The 25,990-nt window shown below is 73.8% G+C and carries 25 protein-coding genes; 11 read left to right on the forward strand and 14 right to left on the reverse strand.

Annotation, left to right across the window (positions count from 1 at the left end; translation table 11 throughout):
• Positions 1–22: 22 nt before the first annotated feature.
• Positions 23–1,432 carry a DUF4232 domain-containing protein gene (locus RKE38_RS07920; protein WP_316006896.1) on the reverse strand — a complete coding sequence of 470 codons (1,410 nt, stop codon included), beginning with the start codon at positions 1,430–1,432 and terminating at the stop codon, positions 23–25.
• A 39-nt stretch (positions 1,433–1,471) separates the two neighbouring features.
• The gene (locus RKE38_RS07925; protein WP_316006897.1) at positions 1,472–2,146 is read right to left on the reverse strand and encodes a helix-turn-helix domain-containing protein; all 675 of its coding nucleotides are present in this window, start codon (positions 2,144–2,146) and stop codon (positions 1,472–1,474) included.
• 160 nt (positions 2,147–2,306) lie between these two features.
• Between RKE38_RS07925 and RKE38_RS07930 the strand changes: the two genes are divergently transcribed.
• The gene (locus RKE38_RS07930) at positions 2,307–3,209 is read left to right on the forward strand and encodes a class I SAM-dependent methyltransferase (protein ID WP_316006898.1); all 903 of its coding nucleotides are present in this window, start codon (positions 2,307–2,309) and stop codon (positions 3,207–3,209) included.
• Positions 3,210–3,335: 126 nt separating this feature from the next.
• Here RKE38_RS07930 and RKE38_RS07935 read toward each other — a convergent pair whose 3' ends face one another.
• The 5 genes from RKE38_RS07935 to RKE38_RS07955 form a co-directional block, all read right to left on the reverse strand.
• Positions 3,336–4,328 carry a GTP pyrophosphokinase gene (locus RKE38_RS07935; protein WP_316006899.1) on the reverse strand — a complete coding sequence of 331 codons (993 nt, stop codon included), beginning with the start codon at positions 4,326–4,328 and terminating at the stop codon, positions 3,336–3,338.
• A gap of 9 nt (positions 4,329–4,337) precedes the next feature.
• The gene (locus RKE38_RS07940) at positions 4,338–4,898 is read right to left on the reverse strand and encodes a DinB family protein (protein WP_316006900.1); all 561 of its coding nucleotides are present in this window, start codon (positions 4,896–4,898) and stop codon (positions 4,338–4,340) included.
• Between the two features lie 80 nt (positions 4,899–4,978).
• Positions 4,979–5,887 (reverse strand): hypothetical protein, encoded by a 909-nt coding sequence (locus RKE38_RS07945; protein WP_316006901.1) that lies wholly within the window; start codon positions 5,885–5,887, stop codon positions 4,979–4,981.
• A gap of 176 nt (positions 5,888–6,063) precedes the next feature.
• Complete coding sequence (locus RKE38_RS07950) at positions 6,064–6,813, reverse strand: dienelactone hydrolase family protein (RefSeq protein ID WP_316006902.1); 750 nt, start codon at positions 6,811–6,813, stop codon at positions 6,064–6,066.
• 91 nt (positions 6,814–6,904) lie between these two features.
• Positions 6,905–7,858, reverse strand: a complete 954-nt coding sequence (locus RKE38_RS07955; RefSeq protein ID WP_316006903.1) for a DUF3626 domain-containing protein — start codon at positions 7,856–7,858, stop codon at positions 6,905–6,907.
• 78 nt (positions 7,859–7,936) lie between these two features.
• On the opposite strand from RKE38_RS07955, the gene RKE38_RS07960 reads away from it, so the two are divergent.
• Both RKE38_RS07960 and RKE38_RS07965 read left to right on the forward strand, forming a co-directional pair.
• A complete protein-coding gene (locus RKE38_RS07960; RefSeq protein WP_316006904.1) occupies positions 7,937–8,374 on the forward strand; it encodes a PPOX class F420-dependent oxidoreductase in 438 nt (145 codons plus the stop codon).
• Between the two features lie 104 nt (positions 8,375–8,478).
• Positions 8,479–9,369 carry a hypothetical protein gene (locus tag RKE38_RS07965; RefSeq protein ID WP_316006905.1) on the forward strand — a complete coding sequence of 297 codons (891 nt, stop codon included), beginning with the start codon at positions 8,479–8,481 and terminating at the stop codon, positions 9,367–9,369.
• A 143-nt stretch (positions 9,370–9,512) separates the two neighbouring features.
• Here RKE38_RS07965 and RKE38_RS07970 read toward each other — a convergent pair whose 3' ends face one another.
• The 4 genes from RKE38_RS07970 to RKE38_RS07985 form a co-directional block, all read right to left on the reverse strand.
• The gene (locus tag RKE38_RS07970) at positions 9,513–12,314 is read right to left on the reverse strand and encodes a bifunctional YncE family protein/alkaline phosphatase family protein (RefSeq protein ID WP_316006906.1); all 2,802 of its coding nucleotides are present in this window, start codon (positions 12,312–12,314) and stop codon (positions 9,513–9,515) included.
• 2 nt (positions 12,315–12,316) lie between these two features.
• Entirely contained in the window at positions 12,317–13,795 is a 1,479-nt protein-coding gene (locus tag RKE38_RS07975) for an ABC transporter permease (RefSeq protein ID WP_316006907.1), read from the reverse strand.
• Between the two features lies 1 nt (position 13,796).
• Complete coding sequence (locus RKE38_RS07980) at positions 13,797–14,747, reverse strand: ABC transporter ATP-binding protein (protein WP_316006908.1); 951 nt, start codon at positions 14,745–14,747, stop codon at positions 13,797–13,799.
• Positions 14,748–14,982: 235 nt separating this feature from the next.
• Entirely contained in the window at positions 14,983–15,672 is a 690-nt protein-coding gene (locus RKE38_RS07985) for a TetR/AcrR family transcriptional regulator (RefSeq protein ID WP_316006909.1), read from the reverse strand.
• A gap of 103 nt (positions 15,673–15,775) precedes the next feature.
• On the opposite strand from RKE38_RS07985, the gene RKE38_RS07990 reads away from it, so the two are divergent.
• From RKE38_RS07990 to RKE38_RS08000, 3 genes are all read left to right on the forward strand, one after another.
• Positions 15,776–16,474: a DUF4386 domain-containing protein gene (locus RKE38_RS07990; RefSeq protein WP_316006910.1), complete on the forward strand. Its 699-nt coding sequence runs from the start codon at positions 15,776–15,778 to the stop codon at positions 16,472–16,474.
• A 94-nt stretch (positions 16,475–16,568) separates the two neighbouring features.
• Complete coding sequence (locus RKE38_RS07995) at positions 16,569–16,931, forward strand: bleomycin resistance protein (protein WP_316006911.1); 363 nt, start codon at positions 16,569–16,571, stop codon at positions 16,929–16,931.
• 63 nt (positions 16,932–16,994) lie between these two features.
• Entirely contained in the window at positions 16,995–18,374 is a 1,380-nt protein-coding gene (locus RKE38_RS08000; protein ID WP_316006912.1) for an NAD(P)-binding protein, read from the forward strand.
• A 19-nt stretch (positions 18,375–18,393) separates the two neighbouring features.
• On the opposite strand, the gene RKE38_RS08005 is transcribed toward RKE38_RS08000, so the two are convergent.
• On the reverse strand, positions 18,394–19,626 hold the full coding sequence (locus RKE38_RS08005) for a cysteine desulfurase-like protein (RefSeq protein WP_316006913.1): 1,233 nt from the start codon (positions 19,624–19,626) through the stop codon (positions 18,394–18,396).
• On the opposite strand from RKE38_RS08005, the gene RKE38_RS08010 reads away from it, so the two are divergent.
• Positions 19,625–20,575: a DUF429 domain-containing protein gene (locus RKE38_RS08010; RefSeq protein ID WP_316006914.1), complete on the forward strand. Its 951-nt coding sequence runs from the start codon at positions 19,625–19,627 to the stop codon at positions 20,573–20,575. The two genes, RKE38_RS08005 and RKE38_RS08010, sit on opposite strands and share 2 nt — an antisense overlap.
• 55 nt (positions 20,576–20,630) lie before the next feature.
• Here RKE38_RS08010 and RKE38_RS08015 read toward each other — a convergent pair whose 3' ends face one another.
• Both RKE38_RS08015 and dnaB read right to left on the reverse strand, forming a co-directional pair.
• The gene (locus RKE38_RS08015; protein WP_316006915.1) at positions 20,631–21,155 is read right to left on the reverse strand and encodes a DinB family protein; all 525 of its coding nucleotides are present in this window, start codon (positions 21,153–21,155) and stop codon (positions 20,631–20,633) included.
• Positions 21,155–22,522 (reverse strand): replicative DNA helicase, encoded by a 1,368-nt coding sequence (dnaB, locus tag RKE38_RS08020; RefSeq protein WP_316007614.1) that lies wholly within the window; start codon positions 22,520–22,522, stop codon positions 21,155–21,157. The genes RKE38_RS08015 and dnaB overlap by 1 nt, the downstream gene beginning before the upstream one ends.
• Positions 22,523–22,904: 382 nt before the next feature.
• Here dnaB and RKE38_RS08025 point away from each other — a divergent pair, with 382 nt between their 5' ends.
• The 4 genes from RKE38_RS08025 (at position 22,905) to RKE38_RS08040 (ending at position 25,816) form a co-directional block, all read left to right on the forward strand.
• A complete protein-coding gene (locus RKE38_RS08025) occupies positions 22,905–23,177 on the forward strand; it encodes a DUF2277 domain-containing protein (protein WP_316006916.1) in 273 nt (90 codons plus the stop codon).
• 103 nt (positions 23,178–23,280) lie between these two features.
• Positions 23,281–23,610 (forward strand): hypothetical protein, encoded by a 330-nt coding sequence (locus tag RKE38_RS08030; protein WP_316006917.1) that lies wholly within the window; start codon positions 23,281–23,283, stop codon positions 23,608–23,610.
• A gap of 3 nt (positions 23,611–23,613) precedes the next feature.
• Entirely contained in the window at positions 23,614–24,093 is a 480-nt protein-coding gene (locus RKE38_RS08035; RefSeq protein WP_316006918.1) for a hypothetical protein, read from the forward strand.
• A 163-nt stretch (positions 24,094–24,256) separates the two neighbouring features.
• Complete coding sequence (locus RKE38_RS08040; RefSeq protein WP_316006919.1) at positions 24,257–25,816, forward strand: DHA2 family efflux MFS transporter permease subunit; 1,560 nt, start codon at positions 24,257–24,259, stop codon at positions 25,814–25,816.
• The last annotated feature ends 174 nt before the right edge of the window (positions 25,817–25,990 follow it).

The raw sequence follows: 25,990 nt of genomic DNA on the forward strand, positions 1-25,990 counted from the left end.
GCGGTCGGTGGGTGACGACGGGTCAACCGGCGTCGGGGTACTGCCACGGGCCGAGGTCCATGGCGGCGCCCTCGACGACGTCGATGCGCGGCGCAGCGCCGTCGAGGCGCAGCAGCAGCGGGGCTGTCGCTCCGGGCAGGGACACCGACAGCAGCTGCGGGCTCCGCGCGTCGGCCATGGCGCGGTAGCCCTTCCACGACAGCGCGGCGGCTGCCTCCCCACCTCGGGGAGGCAGTCCAACCCGTCCGCGCCGCGCGACCGCCCCGTATGCCGTCGTCGTCGACCGGCGCACGTCGACGTCGAGGTCGCGTCCGCCCTGGGCGATCCGCACGGTCGGGAACCCCTGCACCCAGCAGGCACTGGTGCTGCCGTTGGTGACGACCAGCGTGACGGCCGACGTGCCCATCGCCGAGTCCCAGCCCCGCGCGGACAGGGTGAGGTCGCCGGGGGCGCACGCCCGCCCCGCCGGCACGGTCCGGGGCCCACGGGGCGGCGCGGGTGACGGGGACTGCGCGGTCGGGACCGGCTCCGGCGCGGGCTCCGCGACCGGCGGCCCGGCCGGGGGTGCGGCGAGCGCCGGCGGGTACAGGTCGCGCTGCAGGCCGCCCAGGGCCTCCCGCCCCGGCGGGCTGGCGGCAACCACCAGGGCGGCCAGGACGACGACCACCCACGCGGCGGTCGCGGCGACGCGCAGACCCCGCCGGTCGAGGCGCACGAGGGGCGCGACCGCCGCCGCCGTCCCGAGGGCGGCACCGACGACCAGGCCTCCCAGGAGCCAGCCCCACGAGTCGCCACCGGGCCGCCCCGAGGACCAGTGCACCGTCGCTGCCACCACCACGGTGGAGGCCACCACCGCCGATACCCCCGCCAGCCCCGCCCCGAGCAGGGCGCCGAGGCCACCCGCCCGCCCCGACATGCGCAGGCGCAGGTCGACCAGCCACGCGAGGACGACCACGGCCACCACGCCGGTCGCCAGCAGCAGGGCGGACCCCCCGAAGAGCCAGAACGGCGCGGCAGCCAGCACGCCCACGGCCACGGCCGCTGCCCGGGCGGCGGCGGAGAGCGCCACCCGCCACGTCGTGACCGAGACCGGGACCGCGGGTCCGGCGTCGAGGGACGCGGAGGGTTGCGTGGTCGCTGTGGTCGCCGTGCCTGCAGCCGCGCCATCCCGTCCGGCGGCCCTGGGGGCCAGACCCCGGCGAACCAGCGTGGCGAGGAGGCCGGCGACCAGGAGGAGGCCGCACGCGGCATACCACCACCAGAGCTGCCGCTGGGCGGCGACGTTCGCGACCTCGTCGCACAGCGCCCGGTCCCGCTCGCAGGGAGTGTCGCCCCAGACGGTCTGGTACCGGCCGTGGGACCACCCCACGAGGAGCAGCCCGACGAGCCCGCCCACGACGAGCAGCCTGCTCCCCCAACGCCCCCACGCCACCGGTCCACCCTAGGCGACGGGGCGCGCGGCCCCGAGGTGTCAGGCCGGCTGCAGCGACTGGGCGAGCAGCGAGTACCCGAGCCACTCGGGGACCTCGCGCCGGACCGACGCGGGCCCCTCGAGGACGACCTCGCCGGAGCGCAGCGCCTGCGGCCAGACCAGCTCGCCACGCCAGATGCGGGTCAGGGTGCGCAGGCTGGTCTCGAGCGTCGCGGTGACCTCGTGGCCGGGGTCGTAGTCGCACAGGTCCACCTCGCCGTGGGCCACGACGAGCCACCAGTGCGAGACCGGGCGGGCGACGTCGTCGAAGGAGATGCGCAGGACGGTCCGCGACCGGGGCCAGCGGTCGACCGGGATCGAGCGGCGCACGTCCCACAGCAGCAGGTGCGGGTCGTAGTCCTCCTCGCCGAGGTCGCCGATCCAGCGAAGTCCCCACTGCCCCAACGTGTTCACGACCGGCTCGAGCTCGCGTCCGCACTCGGTGAGCTCGTAGACGACCCGCTGGCCCCGGACCGACCGGGCCACGATCCCGGCCCGCTCCAGCGACCGCAGCCGCTTGCTCAGCAGCGCGGGCGACATCTTCGGGACGCCGCGGCGCAGCTCGTTGAAGTGGGTGCTCCCCATGAGCAGCTCCCGGACGACGAGCAGGGTCCACCGCTCGTCGAGGACCTCCATGGCCTTGGCCACCGGGCAGAACTGGCCGTACGACGTCATCGCGCACACTCCCTCGGCTCGTGCCCACCAGTACACGCCCGGCAGTGGTGCGGCGGCTAGTACAGATCCAGAACCGCTCCCGGTACACATCCGGCACTGGAGCGCCCGACCACCCGGGTCGCACGCTGGTCCGGCAGGACGGACCAGCGAGGAGCACACCATGACTGCACAGACCGGCACCGCCGGCGCCACCACCAGCACCACGACCACCAGCACCACGACCACCAGCACCACGACCACCGGCACCACCACCGCCACCCCGGAGGACACGGCGCTCAAGGCCGCCCACCGCGCGCTGTGGGCGCTCGGCGACTACCCGGCCGTCGCCTCGGAGGTCATCGCGGCGCTCGGGCACCGGCTCGTCGCCGCCGCCGGCATCGGGCCGGGCCACCGGGTGCTCGACGTCGCCGCCGGCTCGGGCAACGTCGCGATCCCCGCTGCCGCGGCCGGGGCCGACGTCGTCGCCAGCGACCTGACGCCCGAGCTGCTCGAGGCCGGCCGCTCCGCCGCGCGCGACGCGGGGATCGAGCTCACCTGGGAGGTCGGCGACGCCGAGCGGCTGCCCTACGACGACGCCACGTTCGACGCGGTCACCTCGTGCGTCGGCGTGATGTTCGCGCCGCACCACCAGCCCGCGGCCGACGAGCTGCTGCGGGTCACCCGCCCCGGTGGCACGGTGGCGCTGGTCAGCTGGACGCCGGCGGGCTTCATCGGCCAGATGTTCGCGACGATGAAGCCGTATGCCGCGCCGCCGCCCCCCGGCGCGCAGCCGCCGCCGCTGTGGGGCGACGAGGACCATGTGCGGGCGCTGTTCGGCGACCGCGTCACGAGCCTGGAAGCGGTCCGCGAGGAGCTGCCGGTGGACCGGTTCGCCGACGGCAGCGAGTTCCGCGACTTCTTCAAGGCCTACTACGGCCCGACCATCGCGACCTACCGCCGCATCGCCGACGACGCCGCGCAGGTCACGGCGCTCGACGCCGCCCTGGCCGAGCTCGGCGACCGGCACCTCGACGGCGGCGTCATGCCGTGGGAGTACCTGCTGGTGACGGCCACCCGCCGCTGAGGGGGCGGCAGCACCGCGTCCTTGAGCGATCGCAGCGGTCCTGGTCGCCGTGATCGCTCAAAGACCGCCGGTGGGGGCGGCGCTGAGGGGGCGGCGCTGAGGGGTCAGCGCTGAGGGGGCAGCGGGTCAGGCGCGGAGCTTCTCCAGCCTGGCCCGCAGCGCCGCCTCGCGGTGGGCGTTGCCGTGCAGGCCGATGTAGCGCTGCCCGAAGACCGCGAGCAGCGCGTCGTCGAGCCGGCGGACGGCGGCCGGGGCGTGCCGGTAGCCCATCCGCGCGGTGATGCCGTCGACGTCGATCGAGCGCAGCAGCCCGGCGAGCTCGTCGAGCGAGGTGATCCCCAGCTCGAGCAGCAGGCCGGAGATCCACGCGTAGTGGTCGGTGCGCGACCAGCGTGCCCCCTGGAACTGCCCGGCGAGGAAGGTGGCGAGGTCGGCGGCGCCGATCCTGGGGTCCTCCTGGCCCGCCGGCACCTGCTGGCCCTCCATGCTCGCCTGCAGCCGGTCGCGGATCTCGGAGAACTCCCGGTCGGCGAGCTCGAGCAGCCCGGCGGCCAGCGTGAAACGTCGGTCGAGGTCGGGTACGTGCTCCTGCGGCACCGTGCCCTTGTAGCGGATGTCGTGCTCGAACTCCGCCCACGCGTGCTGCAGGATCGTGCGCACCTGAACCGAGGCGGTGCGCCCCTTGAGCCCCTCGTATGCCGGGGGCAGCGCCTTGAGGGGGTCCGGCGCCACGAGCAGGTGCCGGCTGGCGTACCCGAACCGGCCCTGCTGGGCGGTCTCACGCCCCATGTCGCGGTCGTCGAACACACTGAACTGGTCGGCGAGGACGTCGGCCACGGCCGCGACGTCGCCGCGCAGGTAGGTCACGACCCGCACGCCGATCTGGTCGGTGACGTCCTTGAGCGGGTCGGCGTAGACGGGGTGGCCGTCGACGGTCCGCGAGGCCTTGGCGGCGAAGGACTCCACGCTCTTGGTGCGCCCGGTGACGCTGAGGTAGTTGATGCCGGCGTCGTCGAGCAGCTCGCGGACGAGCGCCGTGAAGCCCTCGGTGACCCCGACCAGCTCGGGCCGCAGCGCGGCATACCGCTGGACCGGGTCGTCTCGCTGCTCGTCGCTCACCCGGACAGGCTATTGGCCGGTGCGCCCGTCGATCCGCTCCCGGATGAGGTCGGCGTGGCCGCAGTGGCGGGCGTACTCCTCGATGAGGTGCACGAGCAGCTCGCGCAGGGTGATCGGGTCGCGGGTGGGGTGCAGGCTGACGAGCTCGAGGCTCTGCGCGCGGTCGACGAACTCCTCGGCGTGGGCGACCTCGCGGCGCCACGCCTCCCAGGCCTCGGCCACGACCGCGTCGTCCGCGACGGCGCCGTCGAAGTCGGCCTCCCGGTCCTGGTCCTTGCCCCACAGCCGCGGGATCTCGTTGCCCTCCATGGTGATCCGGAACCACACCTGCTCGACGTGGGCGAGGTGCCGCAGGAGCCCGAGCAGCGACATCGTCGACGGCTCGACCGACCGGCGGGCCATCTGCTCGGCGTCGAGTCCCTGGCACTTGAGCTCGAAGGTCATCCGGAAGTGCCGCAGGTAGTCGAGCAGCACGCTGCGCTCGTCGGTCGCGGAGCTGCCGGCCGCCGCCCTGGGGTCCTCGTCGGGGTCGAGCCAGAGGTCTGGGAACTTCTTCGCCTGGGAAGCCATGGGCGGCATCCTCGCGGGTCCGGCCCCTGGGTCCCAACTCGGTTTCGCGGCCACCACCGGCCGAGGTGGCCTGCGGCGGCTCAGCGCAGGCGGGTGGCCAGGAGGGCGGCGAGGCGGTCCATCTGCTGCACGTGGGCCGAGTCGCCGTCGGTCTGCAGGACGGCCGGGCCGTCGCCCGCGGTGATGATGGCCACGGCATACCCGCCGACGATCCCCATCTGGCGGGTCTCGGTGTCGGCACGCAGCCAGCCGCCCTTGAACGCGCCGGCCCCGATCCGCCCGAGCCCCCACCGGTGCGCGGCGATGGGGTGCATCTGGCCGAGGAGGAAGGCGCTGGCCTCCGGGGAGACGACCCGGCCGGAGTGCAGGGCGGCCATGAAGCGCAGCTGCTGGCGGACTTTCCACTGCATCGAGCCCTGCGAGGTGTCGGGGGCGGAGGTCGTGGTGTCGCCGATGCTGCGCAGGACGCGGTCGATGGCGGGGCCGGGCCGGCCGGGGATCTCGTTCCGGATCGCGACGACGGCGTCGCCGTCTGAAGCGGTGAGGGCGGCCTTGATCCAGCCGCGCTCCCTGGCCGGGATGCGGCTCGGGTCGCCGTCGACGACGGTGTCGAGGTAGGCCGCCACGACGAGGACCTTCGACGTCGACCAGGCGCGGTAGCTCGGGACCGAGCCCTCGACGTGCACGTCGGCGGGGTTCGAGAGCGGCGCCCAGGCGATCGCGTTGCGGGTGTCGCCGCGCAGGCTGGTCAGGCCGGTGGCGGAGGGCCTGGGGGTCGTCGGGCGCGGGGTGGGCTTCACGTTGGGCGCGGGCTTCGGCTTCGTGGTCGTCGGCGTCGTCGTGCCGGTCGTCGTCGTGGGGCGGGTCGTCGCGCTGGCCGTGCCGTCCGTGGTCGGCGCGGCGGCCGTCGTGCGGGGTGTGCGCTCGGTCGCCTGGGCGCACCCCGTCACCAGGACGAGGACCAGCCCGAACCAGAGCGTGCGACGCATCCGACGACGATAGACGCCCGCCGTCCCGCGCGGGGCGCCCGGCCCCCGCGCGCGCGAAACGGCAGTTGCGTGCGTGAAACGGGACTCCGGGACCGCCGTTTCACGTCAGCAACTGCCGTTTCGCGGGGAGCAGCGGGGAGCCGCGGGTGGCTGGGGCGTGTGCCGGGTGCTCGCGCTCAAATCGCCTTGAGGGTGCGGGCGAACAGCGCCTCGAGCTCGGTGAACATCCGCTCGGTGGCGGCCTCGTCGTACATCGACGTGTCGTCCATCGAGTAGCCGTGCGCGGCACCGGGGTAGATCTGGTTGCGCGCGACGAGGCCGGCCGCGTCGAGCGCCGCCCCGAGGCGGGCGACCTGCTCCGGCGGCATCGAGCCGTCGTTGTCCGCGTGCCCGAAGACGTACTCGGCGCGAGCCGTCGCGAGCGACAGGTGCGGGCTGTCCGGCGCGTCAGTCGCCAGGGCGCCGCCGTGGAAGCCGCCGACCGCGGCATACCGCTGGTCCAGGCCCGACGCACGGATGGCGAGCCGCGCCCCCATGCAGAAGCCCACCGTGCCGAACGGGCCCTCCGGGTCCACGCCCTCGAGCCCGGCCAGGGTGTCGGTCCAGACCCGGATGTCGGCCTCGGCCCGGGGAGCGGTGATCGCCTCGATGCGCGGTCCCGTGTGGGCGAAGAAGGCCTCCCGCGCGCCCGGCTGGCGCAGGTCGGTGGTGGGGCTCGTCTCGGCGGCGGTGCCGCTGCGATAGAGCACGTTGGGGGCGAGCACGACGTAGCCCCAGGAGGCGATGCGGTCGGCCATCTCGGCGATCCGGGGCCGCAGCCCGATCGCGTCGATGAAGAAGAGCACGCCGGGGCCGCTGCCGCTGTCGGGGCGGGCGACGTACGCCTCGGCCGGTCCGTCGGGGGCGTCGATGGTGACGAGGTCCATGGCTCGCACGCTAACCCGCGACGTCGCGGCCCGCCGATCGGGGCCCCGGCGCAGCCGGCTCGGCCCGTGGGCCGGCCTGTCCCAGCCTCGCTCAGGCCACCGGCGAGCCGAACCGGGCGACGTGGTGCCAGACCTTCTTGAGGTCCTGCGGGTCCTCGTCGCCGGCGCGGACGGCGTCCCAGACCACCGCCGCGTCGAGGACCCCGTCGCGTGCGACGCGGCGGCCGACCTCGACGACGTGCGGCCCGCGGAAGTCCGGGTGCCGCTCGAGCTCGTCGACCGCGAGGCGCCGCCCCTCGTGCCACTCCACGGGTATGCCGAGCGCCTCCGCCTGCGCCTGCGTCGCCGTCCCGCGGTGGGCCGGGTCGAGGACGAGCGCCTCGACGTCGGTCGCGAGCGCCAGGGTGCCGTGCACGTGCGCCTCGACGTAGTCGTCGAGCACCCCGCCCTCACTGAGCTCGATGGCATCGGTGAGCGGCCGCGCGTCGAAGTCGTCGGCGAGGCGCACCAGGTCGAACCGCCTCGCCGTCCCGAAGGCGACGGGCTCGAAGACCGAGTCGGGGAAGCAGAAGGTCGTCCGGTCCAGCACGTGCTCGGCAAGCCGCAGGTGGGCCGAGCCGAACCGCAGCGAGCCGCCGGTGCCGCGCCGGCGGTGGTTGAGCGCGCCGTAGCGCGGGCGCTCGGAGGCGGGGGCGTCGTCGTACGCGTGCCCGAAGATCCGCTGCTCCCAGCGCCACCGGTCGCCACCGGGGTGCGCGGTGAGGCCGCCGTTGCTGGTGCCGGTCTCGAACTGCGACCGGTAGACCCCGTCGCGCGCCAGGTGCTCGAGCACGGTCAGCCCGTGGGACACGCGGTCGGGGTGGAAGTTCACCGTCACCCGCAGGCTCCGGTCGAGGGGCGGACCCTGCGCCAGGCCGTCCACGTGGGCGACCGCCGCCTCGGCCCACCGGCTCGCGCCCGCGGCGCGTCGGCTCGCGCCCGAAGCGCCCGGCGCGGACCGTGCGGCGACCCCGGGCACGACCTGCGGCGCCTCCCCCTGCGTCATGCGGGCATTGTGGCGCACCGCCCCGGCACCGCCCGGCATTGCCCGGCACCACAGGGCACCGTGTGGCACCGTGGCCGGGTGAGCACCGACGACCAGCCGCTGTGGGACCTGCTCGGCACGACCCGGCGCGCGGTCCTCGCCACCATCCGGGGCAACGGACGCCCCCAGCTGTCCAACGTGGGCTACCTCTGGGACGCCTCGGCCCGCACCGCCCTCGTCTCGGTCACCGACGACCGGGCCAAGACGCGAAACCTGCGCCGGGACCCCCGCGCCAGCCTCATGGTCACGACACCGGACCTCGGGGCGTATGCCGTGGCCGAGGCCACCGCCGAGCTGGGCCCGGTGGCTGCGGCCCCGGACGACGAGGCGGTCGACGCCCTGGTCGAGCACTACCGCGCCCTCAACGGCGAGCACCCGGACTGGGCCGACTTCCGGGCCGCCATGGTCCGCGAGCGCCGGCTGCTGGTCACCCTGCGCGTCGAGCGCGTCTACGGCTGGGCACCGATCGCCGGCTGACCTGCGACGTCGCCGTCCGACGTCGCGGTCCGACGTCGCGGTCCGACGTCGCCGTCCGACGTCGCGGTCCGGCCGCCGGTGCCGGGCACGACACAATGCCGGGCATGACCGACCCCGCCGACGAGGCCCGACAGCTCCTGCTCGCCAACGCCGACCGCACCGTCTCCGGGCGGCTCGACGACCCGGCGGTGTTCGCAGCGGTGGTCGGCGTCGAGCGGCTGGTCGTCGCGACCGGCTCGACCGACCCCGAGGTGCTGCGCGCAGCGCTGGAGGGGAACCTGCCCGAGCACCCCCACGGCTCGGACGTGGCCAACCTCGTCGCCGAGGGCGAGCGGCACGTGGCCGCGGGGCTGGTGCGGCGGGCCAACCGGCAGGCGGTCGACGCTGCGGTGGTGAACCCCGACGCCGGCGCCTACGAGGTGACGACGGACGCCACGCTCGTGCGGGCCGCCGTCCGGGCGGCGCAGCGCTCCCTCGACGCCATGCCGTACTACGGGATCCGCTACGGCGAGCGGGGGTCCCGCTTCGCCAGCACCGACTCGGCGTGGCTCATCTCGCTCGCCCACCTGGGCGAGGAGCGCGCCACCCGCCAGGTCGCCTGGCTGTGCCGGGTGCTCGCCGGCCGGGGCATGCCGTCCTGGCTCATGGAGCTGCACCTCGAGGAGCTCGTCGCAGAAGTGCGGTCGGTCGCGGGCGAGGAGGCCGTGGGCGCGCTGCCGGCCGCGGCGGCGGCCGTCACCGCTGCGCGCCGCCGCCACGTCGACGACGACCTCATGGTCCTGGCCGACGGCTGGGCCGACGACGCCCTCGCGGCCGAGCTCCCCGTGCCGCGCACCGGGGCGCTGCTCGCCGCCGCCACGGCCGACGCGTTGTCGGGGGTGACCCACGACGACCACGTCCTGGTCGACTGGCTCACCGACCCCGCCCGGGTGCGTCCCGAGGTCGCCGACACGATCCACTGGGTGCGCCAGCAGGTCCGCGACTCCGCCCGCTGACCCGCCGCGACCACCCCTCGAGTGCGCGTTCCGGTGGGCGCGGACAGGGGCGGCGCCGTGGCTCGACGCCGCCCCTGTCCCACCCGGTCCGGTGGAGGTGTCGCGGACCGGGAGCCCCGGCGGGCGCGGGTGGTCCCGTCCGGTTACCGCCCGTCCTCGGTGCGCAGGTAGGCGCCCGGGACGTCGTTCGGCGCGTACACCGTCGGGTCACCCGGGTAGGGCACCGCGAAGCCGTGCGCCTGGTACCAGGTGAAGCGGTTCATCTGCTCCGGCCCGGCCGAGTCCGGGACCGCGTTGGGACCGCTGAAGGCCTGGTCCTTGCGCCAGTGCTCCCACTGGGCGGCGACCCCCTTCATCGACGGCGGGACGGCCGTGGCGCTGGGCTGCGCCGACGGTGCCGCGGTCGCCGCACCCGCGGGGGTGTCGACGCCGCACTCGGGTGCCGGGGTGACGCCCTCGGTGAGCGGGATCCGGTTCGCCACCTGGGTGAACGGTGTCAGGTCGGGCTTGGCCTGGAACGCGTCGAACATCGGCGTCGCCGCGGCCAGCTTCTGGTTCAGCGGCTGCGCGCCGAGGATCTGCTGGATGGTCCGCACCATGTTGATCTGCGAGTAGTACGTGCTCACGACCTTGCCGTGCACGGCATACGGGCTGATGACCTGCACCGGCGCCCGGTGGCCGTCGACGTGGTCCGCACCGTCCTGGCTGTCGTCCTCGACCACGAAGATCGCGGAGTCCTTCCACCACTTGCTGTGCGAGATCTGGTCGACGACGCGACCGACGGCGAGGTCCCCGTCGGCCACCTGGGCACGGGCGTCCGGCGCCCCGCCGGTGTGGTCGCTGGACAGCCACAGCATGTTGAGGTTCGCCGGGCCCTTCTTCTCGAAGTCCTGCTTCCACACCTGGTACCGGTACGTGTCCGGGATGTTGACGTCGAACTTCGGGTAGTCGTGCACGGTGATCGCGTTGAGCGACGGGATCGGCGACTCGGTGTCGGACTTCACGCTCGGGTCGGTGAGGGCGCTCGGGTCCGCGCCGCCCTCGACGGCCTTGGTGGTGCAGTAGTACTGCTGCCACGTGGCGCCTGCCGGCTTGGTGAGGAACTGCGTGAACTCGCCGTAGTTGAGCGCGCTGCGGTGGGCCGACTCGACCGACGTCCACAGGAAGCCGGACCGCTGGTGCCCCAGCACGTCGTCCTCGGTGTCGTAGCTGCGGACGTACTCGCCGGCACTGGACTCGGTGTACTCCGGGTCGTCGCCCTGCATCAGCCAGTTGTGGCCCTCGGCGGAGTTGGTGCCGATGTCGTAGACGTTGTCGTACAGGCCGAACTGCTTCGCGAGCGCGTGCTGGTTCGGCGTGACGTCCTTGCCGAACTGGGCGAGCGAGGCGTCACCGTTGCCGCGGGTGTCGTCGCCGTAGACCTGGTCGTAGGTGCGGTTCTCCTTGACCAGCACGAACACGTGCTTGATGGTCGACGGGTCGCCGATGCGACGCGGGACCGGCACGGCCGCGACGCTCGAGCCCTGGGACTGCTGGACGTCGGCCCGTCCCCAAGCGTTCTGGTGGAACACCTCGCTGGTGTAGCGGCCGAGGCTGGAGTCCGCGGGCATGGCGAAGGTGGTGAGCGAGGCGGTCGTGCTGTGCGTGTCGTGGCCGCTCACCACCGGGACGCCGTACCCCTTGTCGGTGGTGATGGCCGGACCCCGCGCGTCGATGCCGCGCGTGTTGGTCACCACGACCTGGTCGCCGATCGTGGCGACGTCCTCGGGGTAGTAGTCGGTGGGCAGCAAACCGCGGTAGCCCACCGGGTCCTGCGGGTCGCCCGACCAGCTGTACACGGCGAGGGCGTTGGCGCGGCCGAGGCTGACGAGCAGCCGCCCGGACTTCGTCAGCGCGATCCCGGTGGGGGCGTAGCCGACCGAGGACCCGCTGTAGGGCTGGGTCGCGATGGTCTGCACGACGGCGCCCTTGCGGGTGTCGACGACGGAGACGGTGTCGCTGCCCGTGTTGGCCACGAACAGGGCCGACCCCGCGGCATACAGTGCAGTGGGGTGCAGGCCCACGGCGATCGAGCCGACGGATGCGGACGCGCTGCTCGGGTCGATGACGCTGAGGGTGCCGGTGGTGGCGGTCCCGAGGTAGGTGTCGGCGGGCACGTCGGTGCCGTAGGAGTTCATCGTCGGCTCACCCGGCCGGGCCGGCCGACCACCCTCGTTGCTCACGTAGAGCCGTCCGCCGACGAGGTGCAGGGCGCGGGGTGCGGTGCCGACCTTCCACGTCTGGCGCACGACGCCGGTCGCGGGGTCCAGGGCGAGCACGGAGTTCTGCCCGTTGGCCGCGACCCACAGGGTCGACCCGTCCGGGGAGTAGAGCGAACCCGCGGGCAGCGCCGAGTTGCCCGCCACCTTCGGCAGGGCGAAGCGGGTGGCCGCGCCGAGCGTCCCGTCGGCGTTGACCGGGAAGCGGGTCATGGCGTCGCGCTGCGGGAGCCAGAGGAACTTCCCGTCGGGTGAGTACGTCGGGCCCTCCTGCCCCACCGTGCCGTCGGAGAGCACCTGGTCGACGCCCTTGGCCTTGCCGACCCGGTAGACGAGCTTGCGGGTGGACAGGTCGAAGACCTGCAGGGCCACGCCCTTGTCCATGCTGCTCGCGGCGAGGAACCGGTGGTCGGGCCTCAGGGTCGAGCCCATGAACTTGCCGTACTCGGTCATGAGCCGGTCACCGATCGGCTTGATGACCTGGTTGTCGGAGACCTGGAGCCCGTCGGCGTACTGCGTGCCCACGGTGCGGGTGCCGAAGACGCCGGTGTCGGCGTGGGCGATCGCCCCGCCGACCACGGTGAGCGCCGCGGTGCCGGCGACGGCGAACCGCAGCCGGCGGGTCCCCCGCCCGAGGAGGGCGGAGGGCGCGCCGGCGGACTGCCGGCGCTGTCGAGTGACCTGCATGATCATCCTTTCGAGGGGGGTGGAGCCATGAGGTCGACGAGGCCGTCGACCTGCCAGAGGGGGTTGGCCTGGTCCCCGTGAGGGGTGCGGACGGTGAAGTAGCCGTTGACCTCCTTGGGGCCGTCGCCGTCCGCGACGAACCGCCCGTCGGCCGCGACGTCGAGCTGGTAGACGGCCGAGCCGACCGCCTGCGCCCCGGGGAGGTGCCACGTCACGACGCAGCGCCAGTCGCTCCCCGGCCCCCGCGCGGCATACCTGCCCCCGGCGCGGTCGCACGTCGCCCCGGTGGCCAGCTGCTGCTCGGTCACGGACGGCCGGTGCAGCTCGTCGGTCTGCAGCCGGTACAGGTGGGCGAACGAGGTCGCCACGGCGCGCTCGACCTGCGCCCGTTCGATGCCTGTGCCGCTGGCCGGCGTGGCGACCGCGACGACGACGGTGGAGGCAACGAGGACCCCGACGAGGGGTGCCACGCCCAGCAGGAGGGCACTGCGACCGGTGCCGTCGTCGGTCGGGTTCGCGAAGTCGCGGCGGACGAACAGGACGTATGCCGCCGCGGTCGCCACCGCCGTCCAGGCCAGCGCCGTGGCGAGGCCGGCGAGCAGGGGGCCGGTCTGGGCGGGTGCGGTGAACAGGCCGCGCCAGCCGAGCAGGACCTGGCTGGGCAGGGCGAGCCGGACGACCGCCGGCAGGGGGAAGAGCTGGGCGCCCTGGAGGACGACAGCGAGCAGCGCGGGCGCCGCGAGACCCATGGGCGAACGGCCGAGCGCGACCGAACCGAGCAGGCCGACCGCGGCGTAGGCGAGGGCACCGACCAGTGCGCACCCCCATGCCAGCAGGACGAGGCCCGCGGCGCGGCCGGCCGGAAGGGGCTGGCCGGACAGCCCGACGAGGTCGTGCCCGGTGCCCCCCAGCAGACCGCCGGCGATGCTCGACGCGGTCAACCCCACGACCATGAGGCCCACGACGGCGGTCGACGAGAGCGCCTTGGCCGCGAAGATCCGGCGCGGCGAGCGCACGACGAGGAGCAGGTGGCGCCACGTGCCGAGCCGGTCCTCGACCGCGAAGGCGTCGCCCGCCACGAGCGCGGTGAGCAGGGGCAGCGCCCACGTGCAGCAGAAGCCCAGCACCACCAGTGACCCGGCCCAGCCGCTCGCGTGCATCCACCGCCCGAACACCGTGTCGGCAGGCAGCTGGGTCTGCTGGCCGACCGCCACGACGAAGGCTGCGGGCACGAGCCAGCAGGCGGCGAGCGCGACACGCACCCGCCACTGGGCGAGCAGCTTGACCAGCTCGAAGTGCAGGGTGCGACGCCACGGCGCCGCGCCCGGTGCGGGCTGGCTCGGGGCGGGGGCCCCGGCCAGCACCACGTGGGCGGTCGTGGGGTCGGCTGCCGACGCGGCGGCTGGGGTGGCGGCTGGGGTGGCGGCAGCCGGCACGCTTGCGGCGGTCCCGGCGTGGGCGGGGAAGCCGGTGGTCGCCACGTCAGGCCACCTCGGCCGTCCGGGGGGCGTCGTCCTCCGTGAGGGCGAGGAAGGCCGCCTCGAGCGGAGGCGTGACCGGCGTCAGCTCGCGGATCGCGATGCCGGCCCGCACCAACCTGGCGACCAGCTCGTCCATCATGGCCACGGAGCCACCCACGACCAGCTCGCCCGGTGGCGGCCGGTGGGTGCCACCCTCGGCCGCGACCCACACGCCGCGGACCCCCAGGGCGAGGCGCCGCGCGGCCTGCGCGTCGGAGGTGACGAGCCGGTGCTCGAGCCACTTCGCCCTCGACGCGAGCTCGGCGACCGGCCCGCTCAACACGACCTGCCCGGCCGACAGGATCGTGACCTCGTCGCACAGGGTCGCGAGGTCGCCCATGTTGTGGCTCGACACCACGACGGTCGCGCCGTCGGCAGCGAGGCGGGTGAGGATGCGCCGGATGCCACGACGTCCGGCCGGGTCGAGGCCGTTGGTGGGCTCGTCGAGGACGAGCAGCCGGGGTCGGCCGAGCAGGGCGGCGGCGAGGCCGAGCCGCTGCCGCATCCCCAGTGAGAACCCCCGCAGCCGGTCGTGGGCGACGTCGGTGAGCCCGACCTCGGCGAGCACCCCCTCGACCTCGGCCGCTGCACCGGCTCCGCGCAGCGTGGCGACTGCGGTGAGGTTCTGGTGGGCGGTGAGCGAGGGGTAGAGGGCCGGCGCGTCGACGAAGCCGGTCACGCCGGTGGGGACGCCGAGAGTGCGCGACACCGGGACGCCGAGGACCTCGAGCTCGCCGCGGTCCGGGACGGACAGGCCGAGCAGGGAGCCGAGCAGGGTGCTCTTGCCCGCGCCGTTGGGCCCGACAAGGCCGTGGACCCGGCCCTGCGGGATGTCCAGGTCCACCCCGTCGAGGGCCACGACGTCGCCATAGCTGGTCGTGACCCCGCGCGCGCGGACCGCAACGGCAGTCACCGGAAAGCCTTCTGCCTCATCACCTCCGCGACGGTAGGCAGCGCCCGTCGCACCTGAGCGTCACCGGGGCGAACGCCCGGCGAACGTTGGGCCGGCCGTTGTTCACCGAGCTCGGCCGAGGTCCACCCAGAACAGCGGCGCCGGGTGCGATCCGCGTCGTCCAGTCGACCCGCAACGGCGACGAGGACACCGCCGGGCGGCCGGCCCGACACCGGTCGTGCGGCCTACGAGCGCGTCAGGCCGGGGACGACCAGTGCGCCCGTCGCAGGCGCTCGATCCCGCCGAGGAGCACGTCGAGGGCGAAGTCGAACTCGAAGTCCTCGTCGCAGCCCGTGGCGTCGGGCCGGCGCGCCCGGGCGTCCGTCGCGATGGCGATGATCGCCGGGTAGTCCGCCGGGTCCGGCTCGGGCGCCCTGCCCCGTCCGGCCTTGGCCGGGGAACCACCGGTGTCCGGTGCGTCGGTGAACAGCTCCGGGCTGAACCCCCAGATCCGGTTCCCCAGCAGGTGCATGACGTGGTGCGTCTGGTCCGGCGTGAACCCGCCCGCGAGGAAGAGCGCGCTGACCCGCTCCATGTGGCCGAGGACGGCCGGTGTGCGCACGGTCCTGGACTCGATCGCCCGCCGGGCCCACGGGTGGGCTCCCACCACCCGGCGTGCACCGTGCAGCGCCTCCCGCACGCCGTCGCGCCACCGCGTGGGCGAGGACGGGGGCGGCACGGCCATCTCCGCGACGAGGACGTCGACCATGCCGGCGAGGAGGTCGTCCTTGTCCGCGACGTGCTTGTAGAGCGCCATCGGCACGACGCCGAGGGCGTCCGCGAGCCGCCGCATCGTCACTGCGTCGAGGCCGTCGGTGTCCGCGAGCTCGACCGCAGCGCGGAGGACCCTGGCGCGGGTGAGGGACTCCCGGCCGCCACGCGGCATACCGACTCCTGGAGATGGGGGGCTTGACTTGGTGTACAGCGTACACCTACCGTCTCAACCATCGAGGTGTACGTCGTACACCTCTGGCCCTGCTGGAGGAACCATGACCGCACCCCGTCGCCTCGCCCTCGGCGCCGCCGCGCTGTACCTCGTCACCTGGGTGACCTCGGTCGCAGCCGTGCCGCTCTACGGCGGCTCGGCGTTCGACGCCGGCGCGCCCCTCGCCGACCGCGGGTCCGTGCTGACCGCCGGGCTGCTCGAGGTCGTCCTCGCGCTCGCCGTCGTGGGCACCGCGCTCGCCCTGTACCCGCTGCTGCGCCCGCACGGGCCCGGCGCCGCGTTGGGGTATGCCGTGCTGCGCGCCCTCGAGGCGACGGTCATCCTCACCGGCGTGGTCGCCATCCTCCCCGCCGTGGCACGGCCCGCCTCGACGGCGGCACCGGGCCTGGACCCGGGTGTCGTCGCGGGCCTCCACCTCGTGCACGACTGGACGTTCCTGGTCGGTCCGGGGCTGGTCAACCCGGTGAATGCCGTCGTGCTGGCCGTCCTGCTGCTGCGCCGGCGACTCGTACCGCGGTTCGTGCCGGCGCTCGGCATCGTCGGCGCCGTCCTCGTCGCGGCGATGAACGTGGAGGTGATGTTCGGCCTCACCAGCCCCCAGCCCCTGCTGGCCGTGCCGCTCTTCGCCTGGGAGATCTGCCTCGCCTCGGTCCTGGCACTGAGGGGCATCCGCCCGGCCGACGGCGAGCTCCCCGCGCCGGCCGCCCGACCGGCGACCACCGCCGCCGCGTCCCCGGCCTGAGGTCCGACGCCCCGGACCGGTCGGCAAGGGCCATCGGACCCTTCCTTCGCGGCGTCGGCGGCTGAAGACTGGCGGCACGAGCAAGGAGGACCCGATGGGCAACCTGGCGACCCCCAACCTGCCGTCGCGCGACTTCGACGCGACGACGGAGTTCTACGCGGCGCTCGGGTTCGAGCCTGCGTACCGCGACGAGGGCTGGCTGATCCTCACGGGCCACGACGTCACGGTGGAGTTCTTCCTGTACCCGACCCTCGACCCCGCGACGAGCTCGTTCAGCTGCTGCCTGCGGCTCGACGACGTCGACGGCTTCTACGAGACCTGCCGCGCGACCGGCATCCCGGAGACGGATCGCGGGTGGCCGCGCCTGCACCCACCGCGGCTCGAGCACTCGGGCCTGCGGATCGGCTACCTCGTCGACCCCGACGGCACCCTGCTCCGGCTGGTGCAGAACGCCTGACCTCGGCCGCGGGTACGGCGCCGGCACGAGGACGCGGCACCGGCGGGATGGCACGCTGACCCCGTGACGCGGATCCTCGACGCCGACTACCTCGTGGTGGGGGCCGGCGCGATGGGGATGGCGTTCACCGACGCGCTCGTCGACCACGACGACCGGGCACGCGTCGTCATGGTCGACCGGCGGCACGGCGTCGGCGGGCACTGGCTGGAGGCCTACCCCTTCGTGCGGCTGCACCAGTCGTCCAGCTTCTACGGCGTCGCCTCCACCCGGCTCGGGGGCGGCCGGCTGCAGCAGCGCGGACCTGAGCAGGGCCTGCAGGAGCGCGCCTCGCAGCCCGAGATCTGCGGGTACTACGCCGAGGTGCTCGAACGGCTCCTCGGCACCGGCAGGGTGGAGCTCCTCGCGAACAGCGAGTACGTCGGTGACCGCACCGTCGTCTCCCGGGTCTCAGGTCAGCGGTTCGAGGTCGGCCCCGGGTGCCGCGTGGTCGACGCCCGCTACCTGGCTCCGTCGATCCCGGCCGAGGCGCCGCCGCCGTTCGCCGTGGCCGAGGACGCCCGGGTCGTACCCGTCAACGCGCTGGCGCGGGTGGAGGAGGCACCCAGCCGGTACGTCGTCGTCGGGTCGGGCAAGACCGCGACCGACGCTTGCATCTGGCTGCTGTCGCGGGGCGTCGACGCGGACGCGATCTGCTGGGTGCGGCCCCGCGACCCGTGGATGCTCAACCGTGCCGCGGTCCAGCCGGACCCGGGCGTCTACCTCGGCACGTCCGCCGACATCCTGCAGGCTGCGCACGAGGCCGGCTCCCTCGACGACTTCTACGTCCGGCTCGAGGGCGCCGGGGTCCTGCTGCGCATCGACCCCGAGATCCGGCCGACCATGGCCAAGGTGCCGACGCTCGCCGCGTGGGAGCTGGAGCAGCTGCGCACCATCGAGGACGTCGTGCGCCGAGGTCACCTGAGAGCGGTCGAGCGGGGCAGGCTGGTCCTCGACGACGGCTCCGTCGCCGTCGCCGAGGACGCGCTCGTGGTGCACTGCGCCGCGGACGGCCTCAGGAACCCGCCCCTGGTCCCGATCTGGCGACCCGGGTCGATCACCCTGCAACCCGTCAGGACCGGCTTCCCCTGCTTCGGCGCCGCGCTGACCGGCTACGTCGAGGCGACGCGGCGCGAGGACGCGGAGAAGAACGGCGTCTGCCGGCCGTCCTACTTCGGGAACTCGTTGCAGCAGTGGGCCGGCATGAACCACGTCGGCCTGCGGAACACGCTCACCTTCTCCGCCGAGCCCGACATCGCCGAGTGGTCGAGCGGGGTGGCGCTCAACCCCACGCGCGTGCCGCCGGGGTATGCCGGGTCGGCCCTCCTCGACGACGCCCGCGAGCGCTTCGCCGCCCACACCGAGCGCGGTCTGGCCGCCCTGGCCGCGCTGGCGGCACACCCCTGACCCGGCGTTGGGCCGGAAGTCAGCGCCCGACGACCTCGCCGAGACCGGCCAGCAGGCGCTCGAGGTCGTCGGTGTCGGTGTAGGAGGCGAGGCCGATGCGCAGGCCGCCGGTGTCGCCGAGGCCGAGGGCACGGGACGCCTCGAGCGCGTAGAAGTGCCCGGCGGGGGCGTTGACGCCGCGGGCCGCGAGCTGGCGGGAGACGTCCTTGCTGTCGTGGCCCTCGAAGGTCACCAGGAACGTCGGCGTGCGCTCCTCGGCGCGGGAGTGGACGGTGGCGCCGGGGAGCTCGGCCAGTCGCGACTCGAGCTCTTCGCGCAGCTGCAGCTCGTGGGCGGCGACCGCCGCGAGCGAGGTGGTGAGCCTCTCCCGGCGGGAGCCGTCACCGGGGACGATTCCCGCGATCACGTCGATGGCAGCGGTGACGCCGGCCATCGACTCGTACGGCAGCGTGCCGAGCTCGAACCGTTCGGGCACGGCGTCGGACGACGGCACCAGCTTGTCGGGGTGCAGCGACTCGAGCAGCTCGGGTGCCGCGGCGAGCGCGCCGCAGTGCGGCCCGAAGAACTTGTACGGCGAGCACGCCACCAGGTCTGCGCCCATCGCCACCCGGTCGACGAGGCCGTGCGGCGCGAGGTGGACGGCATCGACGAACAACAGCGCGCCCCGGTCGTGGGCGAGTGCGGCGATGGCGGGGAGGTCGGGCTTCGTGCCGATCAGGTTCGAGGCGGCGGTGACCGCGACCAGCCGGGTGCGGTCGCCCACGACCGCGCCGACCGCCTCGGCGGGCAGCTCACCGGTCGTCGGGTCGAACTCGGCCCACCGCACCGTCGCGCCGACCTGCTCCGCGGCGAGCAGCCACGGCCGGATGTTCGCGTCGTGGTCGAGCCGGCTGACGACGACCTCGTCGCCGGGGCCCCAGTGCTTGGCCAGGGTGCGGGCCAGCTCGAAGGTCAGCGCCGTCATGCTCCGCCCGAACACCACGCCGCGCGGGTCGGTGCCCATCAGGTCGCCGAGCGCCTGTCGTGCGCTGCGGACGGCCGCGTCGGAGTTGCGCTCGGCGGCGGTCACCTCGCCGCGGGTGGACATCGGGCTGGTCAGCTGCCGGGAGATCGCGTCGGCGACGGCCTGCGGCACCTGCGAGCCGCCCGGGCCGTCGAAGTGCGCCGCACCACCCTGCAGCGCGGGGAACTGCGCACGCAGCGCCTCGACGTCGAGGGTGGGTGCAGCCTGGGGCTCGGGGGTTGCCTGCATGTCTGGCACTGTTTCACCCATCGACGGTTCGACGGGAGGCGGGATCGGCATGGCGGGTGGTGGGGACGCTCGTGAGCTCTCGCGGCGGCTGGCTGACCAGGCAGCCGCGCTCGTGGGGCTGCTCGACACGGACTCCCCCGATCCGGTCGCTGTCGAGGCCGCGCTGGTGGCCGCTCGCTCCACGGTGACCGAGCTCGAGGCGACCGTTGCCGTCGCGAGGGCTGGTTCCGGTCCGCAACCGCTGCCGCCGGTCGTCGTGTCGGCACCTGTTCTCGGCGTCGACGCGTGCCGGGCCGGGTGGGTCGGGGCGATCCTCGAGCCCGGCATCCCTCGCCCCCGCGTCGCGGTGGCTGAGACCGTCGACGCGCTGGTGGAGACGGTCCGCCGGTCGCTGGCGATCCAGGTGGTGGCGATCGACATCCCGATCGGGCTGCCCGACTCGACGACGCGCAGGGCTGACTCGCTGGCACGAAAGGCTTTGCGGCGCAAGGCCTCCTCGGTGTTCACGACGCTGACCCGCGCCGCCTACGGTGAGCCGACCCGGGGTGCCGCCGACCCGGTGAACCGCGCGCTGACCGGTCAGGGCGTGGGGGCGCAGGCGTTCGGGTTGCGTGCCAAGATCCTCGAGGTCGACGCGTGGGTGCGCAGTCGCCCGACGGTCCGGGTACTGGAGGCGCACCCCGAGCTCTGCTTCGCCACCATGTCCGGCGCGCCGATTCCGGCAGGCAAGAAGACGGACGACGGCAGGGCTGCGCGACTCGCCGCCCTCCGCGCCGCAGGCCTGGCATCTCCGTCGGTCCTCTCCGGGAGCGGGTATGCCGCGGACGACGTCCTCGACGCCTGCGCCGCCGCGTGGACGGCGGCCCGCTGGGTGAACGGCGAGGCCCGCTCGCTGCCGGATCCCCCGGAGACCTTCTCGGACGGCATACCCGCAGCGATCTGGGTGTGACGAGAAGCGACGTGCCCGACGTGGCGGCGAGCAGCATCGCAGCCGCGGACCGAGGTCAGAGCACGAGGTGCTGGTGTCCGTCGATGAGCTCGCGCACGGCGTCCAGGTGGCCGGCGTGCGTGGCGGTGTCGACCAACACGTGGACGACGACACTGCGCAGGTCTGGGAAGGACAGGCCCGCATCCGGCCACCACGGCTCGGGCAGCGCGGGTGGGGCCTCCAGCTCGAGGCTCGCGATCACTGCGTCGGACGCCTCGATGGCACGCCGGTACTCCTCGAGGACCTCGGCCGGAGACTCCTCGTCGCCGACCCGCCAGTCCGCGGCACCGTCGTCCGGTCCCAGGCCCGCCGGCCAGTAGTCGAGCGGTGCACCTCCCATGACCGTCCCGAACCAGTACCGCTCGAGGCCCAGCGTGAGGTGCCGAACCAGCCCGACCGGGTTCCACCCCGACGGCAACACGGACCGGCGAAGCTGCTCGTCGGAGAGGCCGTCGACCGCCGCCAACACGTGCCGTCGTTGTCCGGCCAGACGTCCGAGGAGCAGGTCGCGCTCCGCGCCGGCGTGCACTTCCGCACCCATCAGAAGCCGTCTCGGGCCATGTTGGCGAACCGGGCGTAGTGGCCCTGGAAGGCCAGCACCATGTCCTTGGTGGGGCCGTTGCGGTGCTTGGCCACGATGACGTCGACCTCGCCCTCGCGGCCCTCGACCTTGGGCTCGCGGTGCAGCAGGATCACCATGTCGGCGTCCTGCTCGATCGAGCCCGACTCACGCAGGTCGGACATCGCCGGCCGCTTGTCGGCGCGCTGCTCGGAGCCACGGTTCAGCTGGCTGATCGCGATGACCGGGACCTCGAGCTCCTTGGCGAGCAGCTTGAGCGCACGGGAGAACTCCGAGACCTCCTGCTGGCGCGACTCGACCTTCTTGCCCGAGCTCATGAGCTGCAGGTAGTCGATGACGACGAGCTTGAGGTTGTGCTGCTGCTTGAGCCGGCGGCACTTCGCCCGGATCTCCATGAGCGACATGTTCGGGGAGTCGTCGATGAAGAGCGGGCTGTCGGAGATCTGCCCCATGATCCGGGCCAGCTTCTTCCAGCCCTGGTCGCCGATGGTGCCCTTGCGCAGGTCCTGGAGCTGGATCTGGGCCTCGGCCGACAGGCAGCGCATGGTGATCTCGGAGCGGCTCATCTCGAGGGAGAAGATGGCCGTGGCCTGCTTGTGCTTGATCGCCGCGGCGCGGGCGATGTCGAGGCCCATGGTCGACTTACCGACCGCGGGGCGGGCCGCGAGGACGATCATCTGGCCGGGGTGCAGGCCGTGGGTCAGCTCGTCGAGCTCGATGAACCCCGTCGGGACGCCCAGCATCTCGTTGGCGTCACGCCCGGCCGCGACCTCGATCTCGTTGAGCGTCTCCTCGAGGACGTCGCCGAGCGCGACGTAGTCCTCGCCCCCGCGCTTGTCGGCCACGGCATACACCTCGGCCTGGGCGGCATTGACGATGTCCTCGACGTCGCCGTTGCCCTGCTGGTACCCGAGCTGCACGATCCGGGTGCCCGCCTCGACGAGGCGGCGCAGCACGGCGCGCTCGGCGACGATCTCGGCGTAGTAGCCGGCATTCGCGGCGGTGGGGACGGCCTGGATGAGCTGGTGGAGGTACGCCTGGCCGCCGATGCGCTGCAGGTCACCGCGCTTGGACAGCTCGTCGGAGACGGTGATGGCGTCGGCCGGCTCGCCCCGGGAGTACAGGTCGAGGATGGCGTCGTAGATGAGCTCGTGCGCCGGCCGGTAGAAGTCGGTGCCCTTGAGGCCCTCGACACAGTCGGCGATCGCGTCCTTGGACAGCAGCATGCCGCCGAGGACGGACTGCTCGGCGTGGACGTCCTGCGGGGGGACGCGGTCGTCGCCACCGGGAGCACCGTCGCCGGCGGAGCCGAAGGCGCTGGTGCTCAACTCGGCCAGTGACACCGGCTACTCCCCTGTCTGTGCGGAACGAACGACACCCGTGTGGTTACCAGTGGACCAGTCGGTACCGACAGCGCCTCCAGCGGGTGACCGGGACACGCTAGGGCCGGGCGCGGAGAGCCGTCGAATCCCCCTTGTGGACGAGCTGGGGAGAAGATGTGGGCAACGCCGGGACGGCTTGTGCACAGTCGGGGGATAACCCTGTGGATTTCCGCGACGGTCCGTCCCTGAATGCGTCCTGACCTGCGCGTATGCCGTCCACGGGATGTGGAGGGAAGAAACTTCCGGGCGTGTCCCGGGCTGTGGGCGGTCGGGGGCGGAAAGCGGGTGACGAGGGACAACCGTGGCCCGCCGGACGTACCCTGCCCGCATGTGCCGGAACATCCGCCAGCTGCACAACTTCGAGCCCCCGGCGACGTCCGAGGAGGTGCGCGCCGCCGCCCTGCAGTACGTGCGCAAGGTGAGCGGGAGCACCCGTCCGAGCCAGGCCAACCAGGCCGCGTTCGACGCCGCCGTCCTCGAGGTCGCGCACGCCACCCAGCACCTGCTCGACCACCTCACCACCACCGCGCCCCCCAAGGACCGCGAGGTGGAGGCCGAGAAGGCCCGCGAACGCGCCCGGGTCCGCTACGGCGTGGCCTGACACCCCCGCACCTGACCGCCGCCACCTCGCGCCGCGGCACCGGCGTCGGCGGCTTTCCGCGGAGCACGCCCCCGACGGCCACCGAGCCGCTACCGTCCCGGCCATGCCTGGACCGCCCGACGAGGACGACGCTGCCTCCCGGCTCGCAGCCGACTTGGGGCGGCTGACCGCGCGGGAGGCACTGGCCCACCTCCAAGACCCGAACCTGTCCCTCGACTGGTCCTCGCTGCCCACGGGCGTGAGGTCGGCCGACGGGGCGCGGTTGAGGTTCGACCGCCGCCGACGCTCCGTCGAAGTCCGACCCACCTCGGGTGAGCTGTGGGTGGTCGACCTGGGGCGCCGGGACCGGATGCGCGGTCGTGAGGACGTGCTGACGCCGGACCTCGAGCGCGTGCAGGGCCCGGTCCTGGAGGTGACGGTGCGTGCGGAGTGAAGCATGGGACGGGGGGACCTCGCCGTCCGTGACCCGCTGGACGCCCGGGTGGCGAAGGCGGCGACCTCGGTGCCCGCCGGCAGCTACCCCACGTCCCGGTACGTCGACGCGCGCGGGCGGACGGCCCTGGTGGCGGTCGGGGACCTCGAGGCGGTGTCCGGGTTCGGCACCTTCCTCATGGACGGCGGCGTCCAGTACGCGCACCTGCGCACGACCTCGGGTCTGGGTTGCTTCCACGACGGGCGCCGGACCGGTTTCATGCGCGCCGTCACGCCGGACCTTGTCGAGCAGGCGCGGCGCGATGGCTTCGCGCCGGTGACGACCCGTCTCGGCCCGATCGGCGTCCTCTTCACCCTGGACGGGGAGGGCGACCACCTGGCCCTTGCCGCCTACGAACGCGGCACCGGCAACAGCATCGGCGTCGTGGTGGACCTGCGGCGCCCACCGGTGCGTGACGGCGCGATCGTCGACCCAGCTCGCTGAGCCGGCGCAGGCCTTGGGTGGACGCCCGACCCGTCGGACTCCTCGATAACCCGTTGAGTGCGGCAAGCGCCACCCGCGACGATGTGCGTCATGGACGAGCGATGAGTTCCGCGACCGACCCCGGTCGAAACCCGTGAACCCGCCGACCCGAAGGACCTCTCCCATGACTGCCACCACCGACGACACCGCTGTGCCTCCGGCCGCCGCGGCCGTCGCCCTCGACCCACCCCTCGCCGCCCGGGACCTGCCCGCGGAGCCGGCACCCCCCACACCGGCACCTGCCACACCCGCACCCGTCCCGGCGACCGTCGACACCACGCTGGTGCTGCGGATCCTCGTGCTCTCCACGTTCGTGGTCATCCTCAACGAGACGATCATGGTCAACGCGATCCCGCGGCTCATGCGGGACTTCGCGGTGCCGGCCACCAGCGCCCAGTGGCTCTCGACGGCGTTCATGCTCACCATGGCCGTCGTCATCCCGGCGACCGGCTGGTTCCTCCAGCGGGTCCGGACGCGCACGGCATACGCCCTCGCCATGGGGCTGTTCGTCACCGGCACCGCGCTGGCCGCCGCGGCCCCGACGTTCGGGGTCCTGCTGGCCGCCCGTGTCGTCCAGGCCAGCGGCACCGCGGTGATGATGCCCCTGCTGATGACTACGATGATGACGCTCGTCGCGCCGCAGGACCGCGGCCGGGTGATGGGCAACGTCACCCTCGTGATGTCGGTCGCCCCGGCCCTCGGGCCTGCCGTCTCGGGCGTCCTGCTGCAGCTCGGGTCGTGGCGGCTGATCTTCGCGGTGGTGCTCCCGATCGCCGGCGTGACCGCACTGCTCGGGCTCCGCGCCCTCGTCGACATCGGCGAGCCCAGCGCCACCCGGATCGACCTGCCCAGCGTGGTCCTTTCGGCCGTCGGCTTCGGCGCGCTCGTCTACGGGCTCAGCGGGCTCGGCGAGGGCGGCCGGGCGAGCCACGCGGTGCCGCCGCTGCTCGTGACGGTCGTCGGGGTGCTCGCGCTGGCAGCGTTCGCGCTGCGCCAGGTGCGGCAGCAGCGTGGCGCCGGCCCGCTGCTCGACCTGCGCACGCTCACCTTCGGGCCGTTCACGATCGCGCTCGCGCTCATGTGCTCGGCGTTCATGGCGATGATGGGCGCGATGATCCTGCTCCCGCTGTACCTGCAGGACGTCCTCGGGCTCAGCACCCTGTCGACCGGGCTGCTGCTCATGCCCGGCGGCCTCGCGATGGGGGTGCTCGGCCCGGTCGTCGGCCGCGCGTACGACCGGCTCGGCGCACCCCGGCTCGTCATCCCCGGGGCGGTCGTCATGGCCGGGACCCTGGCCCTGTTCACGCAGGTGACGCCGCAGACCTCGCCGTGGCTGGTGCTCGCCGCGCACGTCGTGCTCATGGTGTCGCTGGCACTGATCTTCACGCCCGTCTTCACCTCCGGCCTGTCCGTCCTGCCGCCGCACCTGTACGCCCACGGCAGCGCCGTCCTGGGGTCCCTGCAGCAGGTTGCGGCCGCGGCCGGCACCGCCGTCGTCGTGAGCGTCATGGCCGGGCGGGCCGCCACGGCCGCAGAGGGAGGCGCCGCACCGCTGGCCGCCCTCAGCGACGGCATCCGCTGGGGCTTCGGGGTCGGTGCCGTGCTTGCCGTCGCCGCGGTCGGTATCGCGTTCGCGGTCCGCACCCCGGCCACCACCGGCGAGGGCGGGCCCGCCGGCCACTGAGCGCCCACCGCCTCGTCCCGCACCGCCTCGTCCCGCACCGTTTCGTCCCCCACCACCTCGTCTCGCCATCGCGCCGGGATCCCGCCCAGGGTCCCGGCGTGGTGGCGCGCGGGACTGAGTCAGTGATGCGTCCAGCGCATCACTGACTCAGCACCACCTACGTCGTGTCCGTGG

Origin of the sequence: Phycicoccus sp. M110.8 (genome assembly GCF_032464895.1) — a bacterium.
Lineage (GTDB): Bacteria > Actinomycetota > Actinomycetes > Actinomycetales > Dermatophilaceae > Pedococcus.